11 protein-coding genes, 1 other RNA gene and 1 pseudogene are annotated in these 18,393 nt (G+C 72.5%); 9 read left to right on the forward strand and 4 right to left on the reverse strand.

All coding sequences use genetic code 11. The features are described 5' to 3' along the window. Nucleotides 1-93 precede the first annotated feature (93 nt). The 3 genes from ABZ459_RS03275 to ABZ459_RS03285 are packed head-to-tail and all read left to right on the forward strand — an operon-like array spanning nt 94 to nt 3,345. Nucleotides 94-1,245, forward strand: coding sequence for an MFS transporter (locus ABZ459_RS03275; protein WP_357965180.1), 1,152 nt, complete (start codon nt 94-96; stop codon nt 1,243-1,245). A gap of 55 nt (nt 1,246-1,300) precedes the next feature. After that, on the forward strand, nt 1,301-2,023 hold the full coding sequence (locus tag ABZ459_RS03280; RefSeq protein ID WP_357965182.1) for a polysaccharide deacetylase family protein: 723 nt from the start codon (nt 1,301-1,303) through the stop codon (nt 2,021-2,023). Nucleotides 2,024-2,067: 44 nt separating this feature from the next. Beyond that, complete coding sequence (locus ABZ459_RS03285; protein WP_357965184.1) at nt 2,068-3,345, forward strand: D-arabinono-1,4-lactone oxidase; 1,278 nt, start codon at nt 2,068-2,070, stop codon at nt 3,343-3,345. On the opposite strand, the gene ABZ459_RS03290 is transcribed toward ABZ459_RS03285, so the two are convergent. Next, nucleotides 3,342-4,208, reverse strand: coding sequence for a hypothetical protein (locus ABZ459_RS03290; protein WP_357965187.1), 867 nt, complete (start codon nt 4,206-4,208; stop codon nt 3,342-3,344). The genes ABZ459_RS03285 and ABZ459_RS03290 overlap by 4 nt on opposite strands. Nucleotides 4,209-4,321: 113 nt before the next feature. Between ABZ459_RS03290 and ABZ459_RS03295 the strand changes: the two genes are divergently transcribed. Beyond that, complete coding sequence (locus tag ABZ459_RS03295; protein WP_357965190.1) at nt 4,322-5,281, forward strand: S8 family serine peptidase; 960 nt, start codon at nt 4,322-4,324, stop codon at nt 5,279-5,281. Between the two features lie 161 nt (nt 5,282-5,442). Beyond that, nucleotides 5,443-6,072: pseudogene (gene sepH / locus ABZ459_RS03300) on the forward strand (septation protein SepH); the annotation flags it as partial. 2,409 nt (nt 6,073-8,481) lie between these two features. On the opposite strand, the gene ABZ459_RS03305 reads toward sepH, so the two are convergent. Beyond that, nucleotides 8,482-9,933, reverse strand: coding sequence for a PH domain-containing protein (locus tag ABZ459_RS03305; RefSeq protein ID WP_357965192.1), 1,452 nt, complete (start codon nt 9,931-9,933; stop codon nt 8,482-8,484). Nucleotides 9,934-10,010: 77 nt separating this feature from the next. After that, nucleotides 10,011-10,532, reverse strand: a complete 522-nt coding sequence (locus tag ABZ459_RS03310; RefSeq protein ID WP_357965194.1) for a PH domain-containing protein — start codon at nt 10,530-10,532, stop codon at nt 10,011-10,013. 1,087 nt (nt 10,533-11,619) lie between these two features. Between ABZ459_RS03310 and ABZ459_RS03315 the strand changes: the two genes are divergently transcribed. The 4 genes from ABZ459_RS03315 to ABZ459_RS03330 all read left to right on the forward strand — a co-directional run bounded on the left by ABZ459_RS03315 (nt 11,620) and on the right by ABZ459_RS03330 (nt 17,148). Next, a complete protein-coding gene (locus tag ABZ459_RS03315; RefSeq protein ID WP_357965197.1) occupies nt 11,620-12,189 on the forward strand; it encodes a YbhB/YbcL family Raf kinase inhibitor-like protein in 570 nt (189 codons plus the stop codon). A gap of 199 nt (nt 12,190-12,388) precedes the next feature. Continuing rightward, nucleotides 12,389-13,822, forward strand: coding sequence for a hypothetical protein (locus ABZ459_RS03320; protein WP_357965200.1), 1,434 nt, complete (start codon nt 12,389-12,391; stop codon nt 13,820-13,822). A gap of 80 nt (nt 13,823-13,902) precedes the next feature. Continuing rightward, nucleotides 13,903-16,098, forward strand: a complete 2,196-nt coding sequence (locus tag ABZ459_RS03325; RefSeq protein WP_357965203.1) for a SulP family inorganic anion transporter — start codon at nt 13,903-13,905, stop codon at nt 16,096-16,098. A 33-nt stretch (nt 16,099-16,131) separates the two neighbouring features. Beyond that, nucleotides 16,132-17,148 (forward strand): NAD-dependent epimerase/dehydratase family protein, encoded by a 1,017-nt coding sequence (locus tag ABZ459_RS03330; protein WP_357965206.1) that lies wholly within the window; start codon nt 16,132-16,134, stop codon nt 17,146-17,148. Nucleotides 17,149-17,722: 574 nt separating this feature from the next. Here ABZ459_RS03330 and rnpB read toward each other — a convergent pair. Continuing rightward, nucleotides 17,723-18,113, reverse strand: an RNA gene (rnpB, locus tag ABZ459_RS03335) — RNase P RNA component class A. Nucleotides 18,114-18,393: the final 280 nt, after the last annotated feature.

The following is an 18,393-nucleotide window of genomic DNA, read 5'->3' on the forward strand; positions in this document are numbered from 1 at the left end:
ACGGTGCGCCATCGTGGGGTCGCTAAGTAAGGGGGAAACAGCGTGGTCGGGCCTTACCGGGGGTTGTTCAAAGGGCCCGGCGTCAAAGGATTCGTGCTGGCCGGATTCGTCGGCCGGATGCCGATGTCCATGCTCGGCATCGGCGTCGTGCTGCTGATCTCCACCGTCACCGGCTCCTTCGCCACCGCGGGCGCGGTCGGCGCCACCACCAACGTGGCCTTCGCGATCGCCGCGCCGCTGTCGGGGCGGCTGGTGGACAGGTTCGGCCAGAACCGGGTGATCGTGCCCTTCTCCCTGATCAACGCGCTGGCGATGGCCGCGCTGATGCTCAGCGCCGCGTTCGGCCTGCCCGAGTGGACCCTGTACGCCTCCGGCCTGCTGATCGGCGCGTCCTCGCTGTCCATCGGGTCGATGGTGCGGGCCCGCTGGTCCACCATCCACGGCGGCACGGGGACGCTGCACACCGCCTTCGCCTTCGAGTCCGTGGCCGACGAGGTGGTCTTCGTCACCGGGCCGGCGATCGTCACGGTGCTGGCCACGGCGGTCAACCCGTACGCGGGGCTGGTGGTGGCGGTGGTGTGCATGCTCGGCGGCTGCCTGGCCCTGGCCGCCCAACGGCGTACGCAGCCCCCCGTGCAGCCGGTCAGGACGGCCGGCGGCACGCCCATCCTGATCCCCGGCATCGCCCTGCTGTCGTGCGTCTACCTCGGGCTCGGCGCGGTGTTCGGCTCGGTGGACCTGATCACGGTCGCCTTCGCCGAGGAGCACGGCGTGAAGGGCGCCGCCGGGTTCCTGCTGGCCGCGTTCGCGGGCGGGTCGATGGTGTCGGGGCTGTGGTTCGGCTCGCGGGAGTGGCGGATCTCGTTGCGCGCCCGGTTCGTCCGCGCGCTGGGCGTGTTCGTGGTGGGCCTGCTGCCGATCATGTTCGTGGACGACGCGTGGGTCATGGCGGCGGCGGCGTTCGTGGCCGGTTTCGCCATCTCGCCGACGCTCATCACGGGGTTCTCGCTCACCGAGCGGCTGGTGCCGCCGTCCCTGCTCACCGAGGGCATGGCGTGGATCTCCACCTCCATCGGGTTCGGCGTGGCGATCGGCGCGTGGGCGGGCGGGCGGCTCACCGACGCGTTCGGCGCGTCCGACGCGTACGGGTTCGCGGTGGGGTCGGCGCTGCTGGCGGCGGTCGTGGGCATCGGAGGTTCGGGTTTGCTGAGACTTCCGGACGCGTCTTCACCTCTGAAGAGCTGATCCGCTACCGTCGGGAGTTATCCCTCGCAACACCCATCACACCGGAAGCTTTGCTATGTCCCGACAAATCTCTTCACTTCTAGCTATCGCGGCAGTTTGCGTCACCCTGGCTCCCGCGCCCGCGTTCGCCCAGACGCCGAAGAAGGCCGAGGTCGATTGCGAGCAGGTCAAGTGCATCGCGCTGACCTTCGACGACGGGCCCGGCCAGTACGCGGGCACTCTGCTCGACACCCTCAAGAAGTCCGGCGCCAAGGCGACGTTCTTCCTGGAGGGCCAGTACGTGAACAGCCGTCCGGCCTTCGTCAAGCGCATGGTCGCCGAGGGCCACGAGGTGGGCAACCACAGCTACAGGCACCCCGACTTCACCAAGATCGACGCCGGGGTCATCAGGACCGAGATCAAGAAGACCCAGGACGCGGTCAAGAAGGCGGCGGGCGTCGAGCCCAAGCTGCTGCGCCCGCCGTACGGGCTGGCCGACATCCAGGTGTCGGACGTCGCGACCGAGTTCGGCATGCCCATGATCCTGTGGACGGCCGGCTCGCACGACTGGGACACCAAGAACGTCGAGGCCATCAAGAAGAAGACCCTCGAGGTGGCCGAGCGCGACGGCATCATCCTCATGCACGACTGGGTCAAGCAGACCGTGGACGCCATGCCCGCGATCATCAAGTCGCTGCAGGCCAAGGGGTACCAGCTGGTCACGGTCTCCGACGTGATCAAGCAGCAGAACCTGCAGCCCGGTCAGATTTTCCCGGTTCCCGAAGGCTGGGAGAAGTGAGTATCGTTCACGTTTAATCGGAACGACGCTCGGAGGGGCGCCTCATGGTCTTCACTAACTGGGCCGGGAACCAGACGGGCGCCCCTGCCGAGGTGCGTACCCCTGCGAGCGTGGCGGACGTCGTCCAGGCCGTGCGGGACGCCTCGGCCGCCGGGCGCCGCCTGCGCATGGTCGGCACGGGCCACTCCTTCACCGGGGTGGCCCTCACCGACGGGATCATGCTCCGCCCCGAGGGGCTGAGCGGCATCAGGTCCGCCGGCGAGGACCGCGTCACGGTGCTGGCCGGCACGCCGCTCAAGGTGCTGAACGAGCTGCTCGACCAGCGCGGGCTGGCCCTGGCCAACATGGGCGACATCACCGAGCAGACCGTCGCCGGCGCGATCCAGACCGGCACCCACGGCACCGGCCGCGACAGCGGCGGCCTGGCCGACCAGGTCACCGAGCTGGAGCTGGTGCTCGCCGACGGCTCGGTCGTCACGGCCGTGCCCGGCGAGGACCTGTTCGACGCGGCCCGGGTCGGCCTCGGGGCGCTGGGCGTGCTGACGGCCGTGACGTTCCGGGTGGAGCCCGCGTTCCTGCTGCGCAACCGGCGGCGCAGGATGACGCTCACCGACATCCTCGCCTCGCTCGACTCGCTGACCTCGGCCAACGAGCACCTCGACTTCTTCTGGCTGCCGCACACCGACGCCTGCCTGGTCAAGACCAACAACAGGGACGCGGGCCCGGCCAGGCCGCCGAGCCCGTTCAAGCACTGGCTGGACAACGTGTTCCTGGAGAACACGATCTTCGGCGCCGCCTGCGCCGTCGGCGGGCGGCGTCCGGCGCTGATCCCGCGGATCAACGCGATCAGCGCGGCCGCGCTGGGCGACTCGGAGGCGGTGGACACTTCGTACAAGGTGTTCACGGCCCGCCGCGACGTGCGGTTCCTGGAGATGGAGTACGCCGTGCCGCGCGAGCACCTGGCCCAGGCGCTGCGCGAGACCCGCGACCTGATCGACAGGATGGACTGGAAGATCACCTTCCCCGTCGAGGTCCGCGTCACGCCGCCCAGCGACGCCTGGCTGTCCACCGCGTACGGCCGCGACTCGGCCTACGTCGCCTGCCACATCTACCGGCCCACGCCCAACCCCGCCTACTTCGAGGGCGTGGAGGAGATCATGAACCGGCTGGACGGCCGGCCGCACTGGGGCAAGATGCACACCCGGGACGCCGCGTACCTGCGCAAGGTCTACCCCCGCTTCGACGACTTCGTCGCGCTGCGCGACCGGCTGGACCCGCGCCGGGTGTTCACCAACGACTACCTCGACGTGGTGCTCGGCTAGCGCCCCTCCTGCTGCACGGGCGGCTCGTCGGGCTGGGTCGTGGCCGGCGGCGCGCTGGACTGCTGCTCGCCCGGGTCGGGACGCTCCTGCTCCTCCTCGCCGGGCCCGGGCGTCTCGGGAACGGGCTCGACCGTGTCCGTGGGCGTGGGCGTCGGCGTGCTGCTCGGACTCGGCTCGCCGGTCACGGACGGCGGCGGCGTGCGCGGCGTGTCCGTGGGCGTCGGGGTGGGGGTCGGGGTCGGCGACTGCGTCACGCCGGTCGGCCGGTCGTCGCGGTCCTGGCGGTCGCGCCCCTGATCCTGGACGGGAGCGCGCTGCTGCTCCTTCACCGGCGTCTGCCCGCCGGTGACCCGCTCGTGCAGCGTCCGGTGGTCGAGGGCCTGGAAGGCGAGGATGCCGCCCATGCTGACCGCGAACACCAGCGCGGCCGCGACCGCCATCTTCAGCCACGGCAGCCCCCTGCGCCCGGCGGGCACGGCGACCGGCATGACCAGCGTGTCGTGCCCCTGGTCGCCGCCTCCCTGGACGGCGTGCGCGGCCGTCGGCTCGCCGGCCCGGCGCACGGCGGTCTCCTTGCCCGCGGCCGGGGTGGCGTTCGCGGCGGCGGCGAGCAGGCCCTGCCCCTCCTCCTGCTCCTCGCGCCACGCGGACAGCGTGTGCTGCTTGACCCGGTCGCCGGTGCGCTTGAGATAGTGCGTATAGACGGCGCTGGCCACCGTGCTCGCGATGCTGACCACGGCGGCGCCGATCACGGTGCCCGCCACCCCCAGGTAGGAGGCGGCCACCGCGGCGGTGACGGCGGCGAGGGCGCTCCCGAGGATCTGTGGCACGCTCAGCTCGAACTTCCGCTGCTCGCCGGTCATCCCCCGGATCAGTCCCCTCTGGTCATGCGTTCGGTAAAGAGCTTCCTCGTGAATAGACGCGAGCGCGTGTCCCGTTGTTCCTGTGACCTGCGCGACAGGCATCCTCGTAACTCGTGCCCCGACGATTCGGCCTACCCTCCGTCTACCTCGCCGCGGCCGTGGCGACGGCCGCGACGACCGCTGTCCCTCTCGCCATGACGCCCGCCTCCGGACTCGCCCTGCGCCCCTCGGCCTCCGAGCCCACCCGGCCCTACATCGTCACCGCCCGCAGCCGCGCGGACGCCCGGGACCTCGTCGCGGAGGTGAGATGGCGGGTACGGCGTTACTACACCGAGGCCCTGCCGGGTTTCGCCACCTTCCTCACCGTCGGCGAGCTGGCCGAGCTCAGATCCGACCGCCGAGTCCTGGCCGTCGAGCCCGACCGCGAGATCCACGCCATGCCCGCCGACGCGCCCGCCCCCGCCGAGGCCGCCGCCGACACGGACGCCGGCACGGGCGCGGGCACGACCGTGTATGTCGTGGACAGCGGCGTCGACGTCACCCGGGCCGAGTTCGGCGACCGGGCCTGGCGCGCCTTCGACGCCACCGGCGGCACCGGGCGCGACTGCGGCGGGCACGGCACGCGCGTGGCCAGGGCCGTCGCCTCGCGGGCGCCGGAGGCCCGGATCGGGTCGGTGCGGGTGCTCGGCTGCGCGGGGTCGGGCTCGCTGGCCGACGTGCTGGCGGGGCTCGACTGGATCCGGCGGCACGCGCGCGGCCCGTCCGTCGTCACGCTCGCCGCCGACGGGGCCGACTCGCCCGCGCTCGGCGCCGCCGTACGGTCGCTGGTGCGCTCGGGGGTGTTCGTCGTGGGCGCGGCCGACGCGAGCTGGTGCCAGGTCGCCTCCGGCGGGCAGGCGTTCTCGGCGGGCGCGCCGTACCTCGCCGCCGATGCGGCACGTCTTCTCGAACGCCGTCCCGACGCCGGTCCCTCCCTTGTCGCGAGTTCGCTGAAGTGCACAACAGCACGCGCCGCGATTCGCCAGAATCCGTCGAGGAGCTCTAACCTCCTCATGCACAGCGGCGGGCACTAGACGAAATGGAATCCACAAATGTGACCGGCGTCACATCGCCCCCGGGGCTTCCCAGGAAGGCGATGTTCGGACATGCCGGGTACGGTGCTGGCAGGCAACCGGCACACGCGAGAGACTCAAGGGTCCGGGGGAAGAATGGCGACGCTGACGAAGGGACTCGCATGCAGGAGCTCCGACTCGTCGCGGTGAGTGAGGACGGCACCTATCTCGTGCTGGCTACTGCCGGGCGGGGTACGCGCTTCACCCTTCCCGTGGACGACCGGCTCCGTGCTGCCGTCCGCGGCAACTTCTCCCGTCTCGGCCAGTACGAGATCGAAGTGGAGAGCCCGTTGCGCCCCAAGGAGATCCAGGCACGCATCCGCGCCGGAGAGACAGCGGAAGAGATCGCCGCGACCGCCGGGATCCCGGTCGAACGAGTCCGCTGGTTCGAGGGCCCGGTGCTGCAGGAGCGGGAGTACGTCGCCCAGCAGGCGCAACGTGTCGCCGTCCGCATGCCCGGGGAGACCGCTCCCGGTCCCACCCTCGGCGAGCTGGTGGCCGAGCGGCTGACCAGGCGCGGCGTGCCCACCGACGAGATCGACTGGGATTCGGCCAAGCGCGACGACGGCCTGTGGCGGGTCAAGCTCGGCTACGTCTGGAACGGTCACACGCGCCACGCCGAATGGCTCTTCGACCCGCGCAAGCGCCACGTCTCCCCGCACGACGACGAGGCCATGCGCCTGTCGTCGGCCGACTTCGATCCGGATCCCGCCGTGGTGGAGGACACCACGGTCACGCCGTTCGCGCCGCGGGTGGCCAAGCTGCAGCCGGTGCCGCCGCTCTCCTCCGACCCGCTGCCCTTCCCCTCGGTCGTGCGCCGCGAGCCGGAGGAGCCGGCCGTCGGCTACACCCCGCCGCCCAGGCCCGCCGACACCGGCGGCTACGGCCGCGGTCCCGACCTGCCCGGGCGTGACCTCGCGGGACGCGACGTGCCTTTCGACCGGCCGTCCCCGGGGCGGGAGAGCGCGTCGGACAACTCGTCGTCCCTGCCCGACACCACCCGCGCCCCCTTCCGGGGCGAGGGCTTCCACCCGGACCCGTCCCGCGCCGAGGGTCCCCGCGGAGAGCGTGGGGAGGGCCAGCGCGGGGAGACCGCGGGCCGCGAGACCGGCTTCGGCCGTTCCACGGACGCCTCCGCCCGCCGCGGCGGCACGTCACCGTGGCTGCCCGACTTCGGCTCGGGCCGCTCGGGCGAGCGCGACGACTCCATCTACGCGCCCGCCACGCCGCCCTCCCGCCCGCTCACCTCCCACCCGTCGCCCGCCGAACCGCCCGCCGAACCGGCGGCGTCCACTCAGCCACCCGCGACCCCGGACTTCCGCACGCAACCCCCCGCGACCTCGGACTTCCGTGCACAGCCATCCGCGACTCCGGACTTCCGCACGCAACCTTCCGCAACCTCGGACTTCCGCACGCAACCGCCTGCGACCCCGGCACCCGGCACGCAGCCGCCGGTCACGCCGTCGCTGGATGGGCAACCGTCGGTCACCCCGTCGCCGGGTGCGCAGCCGCCCGCCGCTTCGGAGGCCGGCGTCCAGTCGTCCGCCACTCCTGAGGCCGCCACCCCGTCGCCCGCCGCTCCGGAGTCTCTCGGCCGGCAGGCGGCGGTGTCCGCTCCCGAGGTCTCCGCGACGTCGGCGGCTCCTGAGGACCTGCCGACGTCGGCGGCTCCTGAGGTTTTGCCGACGTCGGCCGCTCCTGAGGGCCCGGCGGCGCGGCCGGCCGAGCAGCCGTCCTCGCCGACGGCCGGTGGCGAGCCCACCGTCCAGCCCGACGCTTCCGTCCCGGCCCCGGCCGCCGCCTCGACCGCTGCGGTCCAGACGCCCGACGCCGCGACGCCCGTCCAGCCGGAGCCTGTCCAGCCGCAGTCCCCGGCCGCCTCCACGGCGGAGACCTCCGCCACGACCGATGTGCGGCGGGAAACCATCGCCACACCCGACGTGCAGTCGGAGACCGCGGCCACCACGGAGGCCCAGCCGACAAGCACGGCCGTGGATGCTCAGCTCTCCACGACGCCGGAGGCCGACACCACGCCCGTCTCCACCGCGACCGAGACCGACGCCACCGGTTCTCCCGCGCCCGAAGACGCCGCCATCACCTCCGACACCGGCAGTGCCCAGGCCACCACGCCCGAGGCAGGCGACTCCACCGCGCCCTCGCCGGACGCGTCGACAGCCGGTGCGACGGACGTCCCGGACGCCGCGGCGGAGGTTTCCTCCGCCACCGCACCCGCCGAAACGCCCGCGGTGGTCACCACCGACTCCGCGCCTGCCCTGAGCGAGAAGCCCGCCACCACTGAGGCGCCCGCCTCGGACGCGCCGACCGCCGCGGAGCCCGCGCCCAAGACGTCCGAGTCCCCCGCGCCCGAATCCACCGAGCCGGAGGACGCGGCGACCGCAGCGCAGGCGCAGGCCACCGAACCACAGGCGACCACCGACAGCGCACCGACCGCCGCACCGGCGACCACGGCAGCCGCCGAGGCAGACGCCACGGCCCAGTCCGGTACGTCCGGTCCGGAGAAGTCGGCCGCCACAGCGGCCCAGGCCGAGACGGCGACGCCGGACGCACCGGCCACCGAGACGTCTGCCACCCAGGACGCACCGGCCGCCGACACCTCGCAGGACGTGCCGGCCGACGCGACCGCTCAGGAGTCCTCGGCCGCTCCGGAGACGGCTACGGAGGAGTCCCCGGATGCCGAGCCGGAGCGCCCGGCGACGGCACCGGAGCCCGCCGCCCAGGACGACGCGACCGCTCAGGACGCGACCGTGCCGGAGGCGTCCGAGGAGGTGGCCGAGAAGGTCGAGGTGGCCGAGAAGAAGGCGCCCGCGCCCAGGCCCAAGCCGGGCCCCGGCGCACCCAAGGGCACCCCGCCGGTCCCGGCCGCGCGTCCCGGCAAGGACGATGCCAAGGGCCCCGGCAAGGACGACGTCCCGGTGCCCTCTCCGCCGCCCGCTCCGGCCGCTCGTCAGGCGCGCAAGAATGCGCGCGGCCGCCGAGCCTCCGTACCGACGTGGGACGAGATCATGTTCGGCGCCCGCCGCCAGGACTGACCCGCCCCTACCAGGGACACCATCAGCGACCACAGGCCGCGCCCACCTCGACAGGAGGGCGCGGCCTCGGTCGTTCAGGAACCGCATGGCCGGATGGTCCGGCGGAGGCGTTCAGTTCTGTGGCGGGACAGTGTGGGGCTGCACGAACGGGGCCAGCCACTCCGGCGTCACCTCGGCGGGAAACGCCGCCCCCTGAGCCTCCGAGACGTCCAGCGCGTCGTAGCCGCCCTTGCCCGCCCCGACCCCCGCGATCAGCGTCAGCACCCCGGCCCGTCGCTGGAACCAGGTCTGGCGCAGCCGCCAGCCCACCACGGCCCGGCGTTCGATCACGGCCTCGGCGCGGCGCAACGACCCCGACCGGACCACCAGCCGGGCGCCGTCGTAGCCGTGCCCCAGGGAGGCGTACCGGTCGAGGCCCAGGAACACCCCAGCGCCCGCCAGGAGCAACGCCAGGACCGTCAGGATCCACCAGAGCATCATTCCTGTGGCCCACGCCCCGGCGGCGCTCAGCGTGGCCAGGAGGAGCCACGGGAAGACCGCCCGGAACAGGCGGCGGTTGCGGGCGACGGGCGGATGGGCGCGCAGGGTGGAGCGGAAGGGGCCCACGGCGTCGGCGGTTACGCCGACGGCGACCTGGCGCGGCACGTCCGGCAGGAGCTGCCCGCGCGTCTCGGAGTCGCCGAGCCCGGTCACGATCGCCCAGACGCGTACGACCCCGGCCAGGCGTTCGGCCAGACCGTCGACGATCTCGTAACCGCGCACCCGTCGGGACTCCAGCGACACGCTGCGCCGGTTGATCAGCCCGCGCTCGGCCACGAGGTAGCCGTCGCGGCGGGTGAGCCTGAAGTCCCAGTTGAAGACCGCGTACATCACTCCGCCGACGAACGGCATGGCGAGGACCAGCAGCAGCGCCACGACGAGCAGCAGGTAGGGGTGCTCCCACAGCCACTCCCCCGCGTTCCAGGCGGCGTCCTGGCCGAACCCCAGGTCGTCGCCCCACTGGAAGGCCAGCCCCACCGCGCCGCCGGCCAGCGCGAACGGCGTGAGCAGGTACGCCCCGGACAGCGGCCCGTACAGGAGCCACCGGCGCGGGACGGCGATGATCGGCCGGTCCACGGGGGCGGGGCCGGGCCCGGGGATGTGCTCGGCCGCCCTGACCTGGACGGCGCGGCGCAGCAGCACCGCCTTGAGGCGTTCGGCCTCGGCCAGCGTGACGCCGTCGAGTGCGGCCTCCTCGTCGTCGCCGCTCGCGCCCGTGTCGACCTTGAGCACGGCGAGCCCGAGAATCCGGTGCATGGGCGGGGTGGACACGTCGACGCCGCGCACCCGTTCCAGCGGGATGGTCCGGATCGAGCGGCTGATGAGCGACCGCTTGGTCTCCAGGCGGTCGCCGACGATCTCGTACGTGAAGGTGGCCCAGCGGATGACCGCGAACACGACGGTGCCGACCACGCCGAACGCCGCCCACGCGTAGGACCTGGCCGAGAAGCCGCCCACGAACAGCACGCCGACCAGGGGCAGCAGCAGCGAGGGCAGCATGCGTACCGGGTCGATGAGCAGCACCTTCGGGCTCAGCCGCCGCGGCGCGGGGGGAGGGGGCGGGGGAGGGGGCGGAGAGGGCGGTGGTGGTGGCGGCTGGGTCACGTGGCGTCGTCCCTGAGCTCTTCGGCGCGGTGGGCGAGCCGTTCGGCGAGCCCGGCCGCCACCTCGAAGTCGAGGCCCTTGATCGTGGACGAGCCCGCGTGGGAGGCGGTGCGGATCTCCAGCGTGGCCAGGCCGAGCAGCCGTTCCATCCACCCCTGGCCCTTGTCGACCGTCTGGATGCGGCTCACCGGCACGAACACCCACTCCCTGGTCAGGAACCCCGACCTGGCGTAGACGACGTCGCCCGACAACTCCCAGCGATGGACGGCGTACCGGATGAACGGCTCCGCCGCCAGGAACGGCGTCAGCACGACCCCGACCACCAGCGGCAACAGCCACGAACGCGCGGCGAACCAGGACGGGACCCACGCCCACCCGCTGCCGCCCACCCACCCGGCCACCACGGCCGAACCGCCCACGAAGAACACGAACCCGATCGCCGCCTGCAGCAACCACAGACGGCGAGCCTTGGGCGAGACGCGGTGCGCGGGGTCACGCAGTGGGCCTTTTGACGTCACAAGACCCAGCTTAGGGCGCACGCCCCGAAAGACGATCTGACCCCGACCTTCAAAGATCACCCCCACCCCCGCACGACCGCCAGGGGCGCCCACGAAAGCAACCACCAACGGCGCCCCACAGTCAGCGCCAGCCGGCCCCCGCGTACCGGCAGCCCGCAGAGGCCCGGAGTCCAAGCGCCGGCGGACGGGCGATGGCCGGGTGCCGAGGCCCTGGGGTCGGGGCCAGGGGACGTGAATCTGAGAGCAGCGTGAGGCCGGACTGTGGCTTGGGCTCCCGCTGTTCGGGGGCCTCGGGAGCGCAGGGGGCCCGCACCCGCTGGGAGCACGGGGGCTCAGGCTGTTCGGAGGGTTATAGGACAGAGCCCCAAAGGGGGTCCGGCCCGGCCGAAGGGCGCAAACGCCTGTCACGACGGCAGCGCGCAAGACTCCGCATGCCCCGCGCGGCGGCAGGTAAAGATCGGACGGGCGGAGCGGCGTGTCGGACGGCCGGCCGGGCGCGGCGGGTGCATGCTCGGTGGCGGCCGGCCGCAGGCTGTCGAGCTGGGCCACGTCGGCGGCGCCACGTTCGTGCCATCCAGGCCCGGCGGCGCGTTACCGCACCACGCGCGAAACGCCCTCACGAAGCGTGGCAGCCGCCGTCCACCCCCAAGCCGCACAAACGTGGGCAGGCGCCGTCCGCCACGCAAGGCACAGAAACTCGAGCAGCCGCCTTCCGCCCCGCGAGGCACAGAAACGTGGGCAGCCGCCTTCCGCCCCGCGAGGCACAGAAACGTGGGCAGCCGCTGTCCGCATGTGCGAGCACATCTGCCTCGTTCGGCGCATCTGAATTTTGCGTGTTGGGCGCCGTCCGAAACCATGCCCGTTTTGTCCTGTCAGCTCGCACGCCACGACCGCGCCGCGCGCCCCCGGGAACGGGCAGGCCAGGAAGGTCATCGGATCGTCACCCCCGAACCTCCGCCGACGCCGTCCCTGTGGCCAACTTCACCCCACAGATCACCGCATTCTGGCCGGTTTCGGCTCCTTTACCGACGACCGACCATCGGGAAACGGTCTGCGCACCGCCGAGAGCCGCGTAGCATCATCCGGCATGGGGCTGTGTAACACGGCATCACGTGTGAGGCGGGCCGCTGTCAGTGTGACAGTGGTGGCTTTCGCGCTCACCCTGTCAGGTTGCGCCGCCCTGGGCATCGGAAGATCCCAGGCCAAGGAGATCGCGGAGATCAACGTCTCGAGCCCCGAGTTGCGCGACGGCATGCCACTGCCGAGCGAGTTCTCCTGCCGAGGCCGCCAGGGCAGCCCGCCGCTGCGCTGGTCCAGCGAACCCTTGCCGAAGGCGAAGTCGATCGCGATCGTGGTCGATTCCCATACTCCCTCCGAATCGGCCGTCCACTGGGTGCTCTACAACATCCCGGCGACCACGACCGAGCTGGGGCCGGGTGCCGCCGAGAGTCCGCCAGAGGGCTCCGGCCAGGCCAAGGTGACCAGTGGGAAGGCGGGCTACGAACCGCCCTGCAACACTCCGGGCAGCTACCGGTTCACCGTCTACACGCTGAACGACAAGGTCCAGGCGAAGGAGGGCGGCCTCCCCGAGATCTTGAAGGAGATCGCCGACCACACGATCGCCCGGGGCCGGCTGACGGCGGTGAACATCCAGTGACAGGGCGATCACCGCAGGTAGACCGGATGGACCAATTCTTTGCGTAGGGTGTGACAACTCTCATAGTGGTCCGACAGAATCAGATCCAATTGTTAGGCATTGGTGATCAAAGGGGGCAGATCGCGTCGATGGCCGCGCGATCTCACCGATGCCACAGGGAGGCCATGGCTTTGAGGGTGGTGCAATGATCGCGGTCGTCGTGAGCTTGGTCGCTGTCGTGCTCCTCGTGCTCGTCGTCGTGGCACTGGGCATGCGTTCCATGAACCGCCGGGAGAGCTCTCTCCCTCCGGAACGGCTGAAAGAGATGGCCGAGAAGGAGGAGATGACGCACGCCCGGTCCACCGACGAGTTCGCCGCGCACGAACCGCGCATGAACAACTTCAGCCCGGACTTCTCCCCGATCGACGAGGTGAAGCAGAAGCCCGTGCGCACCGGCCAGCGTGGCAGGCGTGGCGTCGACGAGTGGGGCAACCCCACCACCGACCACGAGGACGAGGAGTTCTGGGCGAACATCCGCAGCGACGCCGAGGAGGGCGGTTTCGGCGCCGGCGGCACCGTGGCGGCCAGGAAGGGCGCGTCCCGTCCCGTCGAGCGCGAGCAGCCCGCCGAGCGCCGTGAGCGTCCCGCGAAGCCCAAGCCCGTGGCCGCCGCCGCCGACCCCAACGCCGCGACCGTCCAGGCCCCGCTGCCCCAGCGCCAGCCTGCCGCCGCCGCCGCGGCCAACCTCGCCGACCTGGTGGAGCCCGCCAAGCGGCCCACCCCCTCCGCCTCCGACATGGCCGACCAGCGCACGGTGACGTTCGCGGCGCCCACTCCCGACGTTCTCAGCCTCCTCGGCGGCGGCGCCCAGCCCGTCGTGCCGGCCTCGCGTCCCGAGCCCCTGCCCGCGAGCGGCGCCCACCCGGCCGTCCCGGCAGCGGGCGGCGGCGGCTCGTTCCCCGCCTACCCGGCCGCCGGCGGCGGGTCCTACGCGGGCGTCACCTCCAGCGGGTCCTTCCCGGTCGCGCCGGTCGCGCCGATCCACGGCGCGCCGACCAGCGACCCGTTCCCGGCGTACAACAACGCGGCCAACAACGCCGCCGGCAACGGTGCGCACAACGCGGCCGACGCTCTCGAGACGACCTGGACGGGCGCGCCCGCCGCAGCCACCTCCGGCTCCTGGCCCGCCGCCTCGCCCGACATCCTCGACGACCCCTCTCCCGCCTCCTACGGCGGCCCGGCGAGCTCGTGGCCCGCCTTCGTGGAGCAGCCCGCCGCCGCCGCCTCGCCGGCCGCCGCGTTCCCGGCCTCGTACGAGGTGCGCTCCGGCTGGGCCGTGGCCGACGACTCCGGCTCGCCGATCACCGGCCCCTCTCCGGCCACCGGCACGCCGACCGTCCCCGCCCGCGCGGTCTCCGCCTACGACGACGTCCTGTCGGCTCCGCCGGTGCCGCCCGCGCCGTCCTCGGTCGCGTACGAGACCGGCGACTTCACCGCCGGGCCCGGCCCCGCCTGGCCCGAGCCGCCGTCCGGCACGGCGAACTGGCCGACGTACGGCGGGCAGTCGCAGGGCGCGGCCGCTCCCGGCCAGGGCGACAACGGCGGCGGCCGTCGCCGGGCCCCCGAGCAGGACTACAACGACTACTACCGGTGATCTCCGGCCCCTTACCGAATGAGTAAAACCCCCGCGACGACCCCCTAAAGCGGGGGTGGCGCACCACTAGGGTTTCCGACATGATCGGCGATACCCTCAGTAGCTGGTTGCGTACGCTACGGCATGATCTACCCGCTTCGCTCGTGGTCTTCCTCGTCGCAGTCCCGTTCTCCCTGGGCATCGCGGCGGCCTCGGGCGCCCCGCCGGCCGCCGGGCTCATCGCCGCCGTCGTGGGCGGGGTCGTGGCCGGCTCGCTGGGCGGATCGGCCGTCCAGGTGAGCGGGCCCGCGGCCGGGTTGTCCGTGGTGGTCGTGGAGCTGGTGCGGATCCACGGCTGGCGGGCCACCTGCATGATCACGCTACTGGCGGGGGTCGTCCAGCTCGTGCTCGGCGTGGTCAAGGCCGCCAGGGTCGTCCCGGCCGTCTCCCCCGCGGTCGTGCGCGGCCTGCTGGCCGCGGTCGGCGTCATCCTCGCGCTCTCCCAGCTCCACGTGGTCCTCGGCGGGCAGCCCCAGCTCTCGGCCCTGGCCAACCTCGCCGAGCTGCCCGGCCAGATCGCCGGCCTCCACGGGCACAAGATGGCGCTGGGCCTGTTCACGATCGTGGTGCTGGCGTCCTGGACACGGCTGCCCGCGCGGGTCAGGGTCGTGCCCGCGCCGCTGGTCGCACTGCCGGCCGCGGCGGGCGTCGCCTGGCTGGCCGACTGGGACGTCACCCGCGTCGACCTGGCGGGCAGCTTCTCCGGGTGGGGCTTCCCCGTGCTGCCGTCCGCCGACTGGCACACGATCGTGGGCGCGGTGCTGCTCGTCGCGCTGCTGGGCAGCGTCGAGTCGCTGCTGTGCGCGTCCGCCGCCGACGGGACGCACCCCGGCCGCCGCGCCGACCTCGACCAGGAGCTGACCGGCCAGGGCGTGGCCAACATGGTGTCGGGGGCGCTGGGCGGCCTGCCGATCGCCGGCGGCGTCGTGCGTACGGAGGCGAAGGCACAGGCGGGCGGGCGGACCCGGTCGGCGTCGATCCTGCACGGGGTGTGGGTGCTGGGGTTCGCGGTGGGTTTCGGCTGGTCGGTCCGGCTGATCCCGCTGGAGGCGCTGGCGGCGCTGCTGGTGTTCACCGGCGTGCGGATGGTGGGCCTGGCGCGCGTCAGGAAGGACCGCGGGCACGGCGAGGTGCCGGTCTATGTCGTGACCGTGGTGACCGTGATCGTGCTGGGCCTGGCCGAGGGGGTGCTGGCCGGGGTGGCGCTGGCCGCGCTGCTGGCGCTGCGCCGGCTGACCTGGGTGAGCGTGCGCAGGCGCGAGGAGCCGGACGGCCGGCTGCACGTGACGATCAGCGGCTCGCTGACGTTCCTCGGCGTGCCCAGGCTCACGCACGAGCTGCGGTCGATCCCCGCGGGCACGCCGGTCGACCTCGACCTCACCATCGAGTTCATGGACAACGCGGCCTTCGAGGCCGTCCACTCCTGGCGACTCGACCACGAGCAGGCGGGCGGCACGGTCGACCTCGACGAGCCGCACGACGAGTGGTACACGCTGGCCGCCGGCGGGGCCCGCGCGTACCCCGGCAGGTCGCCGGACCGGCGGTGGGTGCCGTGGGCGCAGCGGCGGACGCGCCCGCAGCGCCGCGCCATCCCCGACGACGGCGGCTCGACCCCGGCGACCTGCGCCGAAGGGGCGCGCGACTTCCACCGCACCACGGCGCCGCTGGTCCGGCCGATCTTCACCGAGCTCGCGCGCAAGCAGCAGCCGACCCACCTGTTCATCACGTGCGCCGACTCCAGGATCGTGCCCAGCCTGATCACGGCGAGCGGTCCCGGCGACCTGTTCACCGTGCGCAACATCGGCAACCTGGTGCCGCGCCGGGGCTCCGAGCCGCACGACGACTCGGTGGTGGCCGCGATCGAGTACGCCACGCAGGTGCTCGGCGTGCGCACGATCACCGTGTGCGGGCATTCGGGATGCGGGGCCATGGCGGGGGTGCTCAGCGCCGGGGTGCAGGCCGGCAGCCTGCCGGGGCTGCGGCGGTGGCTGCGGCACGGGAACCACAGCCTGGCCAGGTTCATCGAGACCGAGGGCGACCGGCTGCACAAGGGGGCCCTCGACGTGTTGTGCCGGGTGAACGTCCAGCAGCAGCTGGAGAACCTGCGCACCTACCGGAAGGTGGACGAGCAGGTCAGGGCGGGCAAGCTGGAGCTGGTGGGCCTGTACTTCGACATCGGGTCGGCGCGGGTGCACGTGGTGCCGCCGCTGCGGTCTTCGCTCTCCGTGAAGTTGTGAGCCCGCGCCCCGCCGGGCGCCGAAGATGGGTTCATGAAGATTTTGCTCATCGGCGGCACGGGGTTCCTGGGGCGCGCCATCGCGGAGGAGGCGTTGGCGCGTGGCCATGAGGTCACGACGTTCAACAGAGGGCGGAGCGGCGGCGACGTGCCGGGCGTCGAGACCGTGCGCGGCGACCGGGAGTCCGTCGCCGACCTGGAGCGGCTGGCCGACGGCCGGTCGTGGGACTTCGTTGTGGACACGTCCGGGTATGTGCCGCGGGTGGTGGGCGAATCGGTGCGGGCGCTGTCGGGCCGGGCGGCGACGTACGCGTTCATCTCCAGCGTCTCGGCCCTCGACGGGTTCCCCGCCAAGGCCGCGACCGAGCACACCGGCGGATGGCCGTGCGAGCCCGACGCCGGTCCCGACGACGGCGACTACGGCGTGCTGAAGGCCGGGTGCGAGCGGGCGGTCGAGCAGGGCTTCGACGGCAACGCGCTGATCATCCAGCCTGGGCTGATCCTCGGCCCGTACGAGAACGTGGCCCGGCTGCCCTGGTGGCTGACCCGCATCTCGCGGGGCGGCCGGGTGCTGGCGCCCGGCGATCCCGCCGCGCCGATGCAGCTCGTCGACGCGCGCGACGTGGCCATCTTCACCCTCGACCAGGCCGAGCGGGGCGTCGCCGGCCGGTTCGCGGTGACCGGCCCGGCGGGCAACACCACCTACGGCGAGTGGCTGGAGCTGTGCAAGCAGGTCACCGGGTCCGACGCGGAGTTCGTGTGGATGGACGCGGAGTTCCTCGTCGCGCAGGGGGCCGGGGCGTTCGTGGAGCTGCCGCTGTGGGGCGGGCCGCCGTCGGAGGAGACCGACAACTTCTGGAGCGTGCCGACGGGCAAGGCCGAGGCGGCGGGGCTGCGGGCGCGTCCGGTCGCGGAGACCGTGCGTGACACGTGGGCGTGGCTGCGGGAGATCCCGGAGGAGCAGCGTTCCTACGGGCGAAGGATGGTCCACGGGATGGCTCCGGAGAAGGAGGCCGCCATCCTCGCCGCCTGGGACACCCGCTCCTCCTGACCCCGCCACGGGCCGTCAGGCGTTCCTGGAGGTGCCTGGGCTTCCGAGCCTCGCCGCCGGGCGCCTGACGGGTCGTCGAAACCTCGTGAGCTGGGAAGACGCATACACCTGAGCTCGACGGGCAGGTGACAGCCGGTGTACGTGAACTCACGGGGGAGGGTTCGACGATGACGTACCAGAGCAGGCCCGTCACGGGCTGGGTTGGCTGGGTATGGTTCGCCGGCATGCTCATGATCATGTCCGGCGTGTTCAACATCATCACCGGTCTCTATGCGGTGATCAACAGCGGGCTGTTCGTCCGCACACCATCCCGCCTGCTGTTCTTCAACATCGGCACATGGGGCTGGATCCACCTGTTGTTCGGGATCGTCCTGCTCCTGACCGGTATCGCAGTGACCGTGGGGCAGACCTGGGCCCGCGTCGTGGCGGTGGTTCTCGTCATGATCAACGCGATGACGCAGCTCACCTGGATCGCGGTCAACCCGTGGTGGTCGCTCGCGGTCATCGCGGTGGACGTACTGGTGCTGTACGCCCTGATCGTGCACGGCCGCGAGGCCCAGGAACTGGGAGGTGAGAGACGAGCCGGCCTGTAGGCCGGGTTCTGTCCTTCGCGAACGAAGGGGCGACCATCCATCTAGGGCCGCCGTTGCCGGCGGCCTCAAGCGGTCTACCCGCGCGGCTCGGGCGGGCAGCCCTCGAACGTCGCGCGCGGAACGCTCCGGAGAGCGTCCCTTCTTGACCTTGCTCCGGGTGGGGTTTACCTAGCCGCCCACGTCACCGTGGGCGCTGGTGGTCTCTTACACCACCCTTTCACCCTCACCTCCCACCGAGGCGGGAGGCGGTCTGCTTTCTGTGGCACTGTCCCGCGGGTCACCCCGGGTCGGCGTTACCGACCACCCTGCCCTGTGGAGCCCGGACCTTCCTCGGCGGGCCCGAAGGCCCGACGCGGCCGCCCGGCCGACTCGTCTTCAGGGAGGTTATCAAACCTCAAGCCGTTCCCAAGCGAGTCGCAAGATCGATTGGGTGGGATGGGCATGTCACCGCCTGAGGGGGGCGGAGGCAGCAGCGGCCGCGCCGGGATGTTCTGGCGGCTCCCGGCGTGGCCGCGCTCAACGTAGCTGGACCGGTCGAAGCACGACTGCGCTCAACGCAGGTGGCCCGGTCGGTGTACGACTTCACCACCAATCACCACTTCACCACCACCACGCCCAACGCAGGCCGGCTGGTCGGTGTACGGCTTCGCCA

It is taken from the genome of Nonomuraea sp. NPDC005692, from assembly GCF_040631115.1.
In the GTDB taxonomy this organism is placed as follows: domain Bacteria; phylum Actinomycetota; class Actinomycetes; order Streptosporangiales; family Streptosporangiaceae; genus Nonomuraea.

Coding starts and splice junctions, on each gene's coding strand:
- ABZ459_RS03315 (WP_357965197.1), top strand. CDS start 11,620: ATGGGGCTGTGTAACACGGCATCACGTGTGAGGCGGGCCGCTGTCAGT.
- ABZ459_RS03280 (WP_357965182.1), top strand. CDS start 1,301: ATGTCCCGACAAATCTCTTCACTTCTAGCTATCGCGGCAGTTTGCGTC.
- ABZ459_RS03325 (WP_357965203.1), top strand. CDS start 13,903: ATGATCGGCGATACCCTCAGTAGCTGGTTGCGTACGCTACGGCATGAT.
- ABZ459_RS03290 (WP_357965187.1), bottom strand. CDS start 4,208: ATGACCGGCGAGCAGCGGAAGTTCGAGCTGAGCGTGCCACAGATCCTC.
- ABZ459_RS03285 (WP_357965184.1), top strand. CDS start 2,068: ATGGTCTTCACTAACTGGGCCGGGAACCAGACGGGCGCCCCTGCCGAG.
- ABZ459_RS03330 (WP_357965206.1), top strand. CDS start 16,132: ATGAAGATTTTGCTCATCGGCGGCACGGGGTTCCTGGGGCGCGCCATC.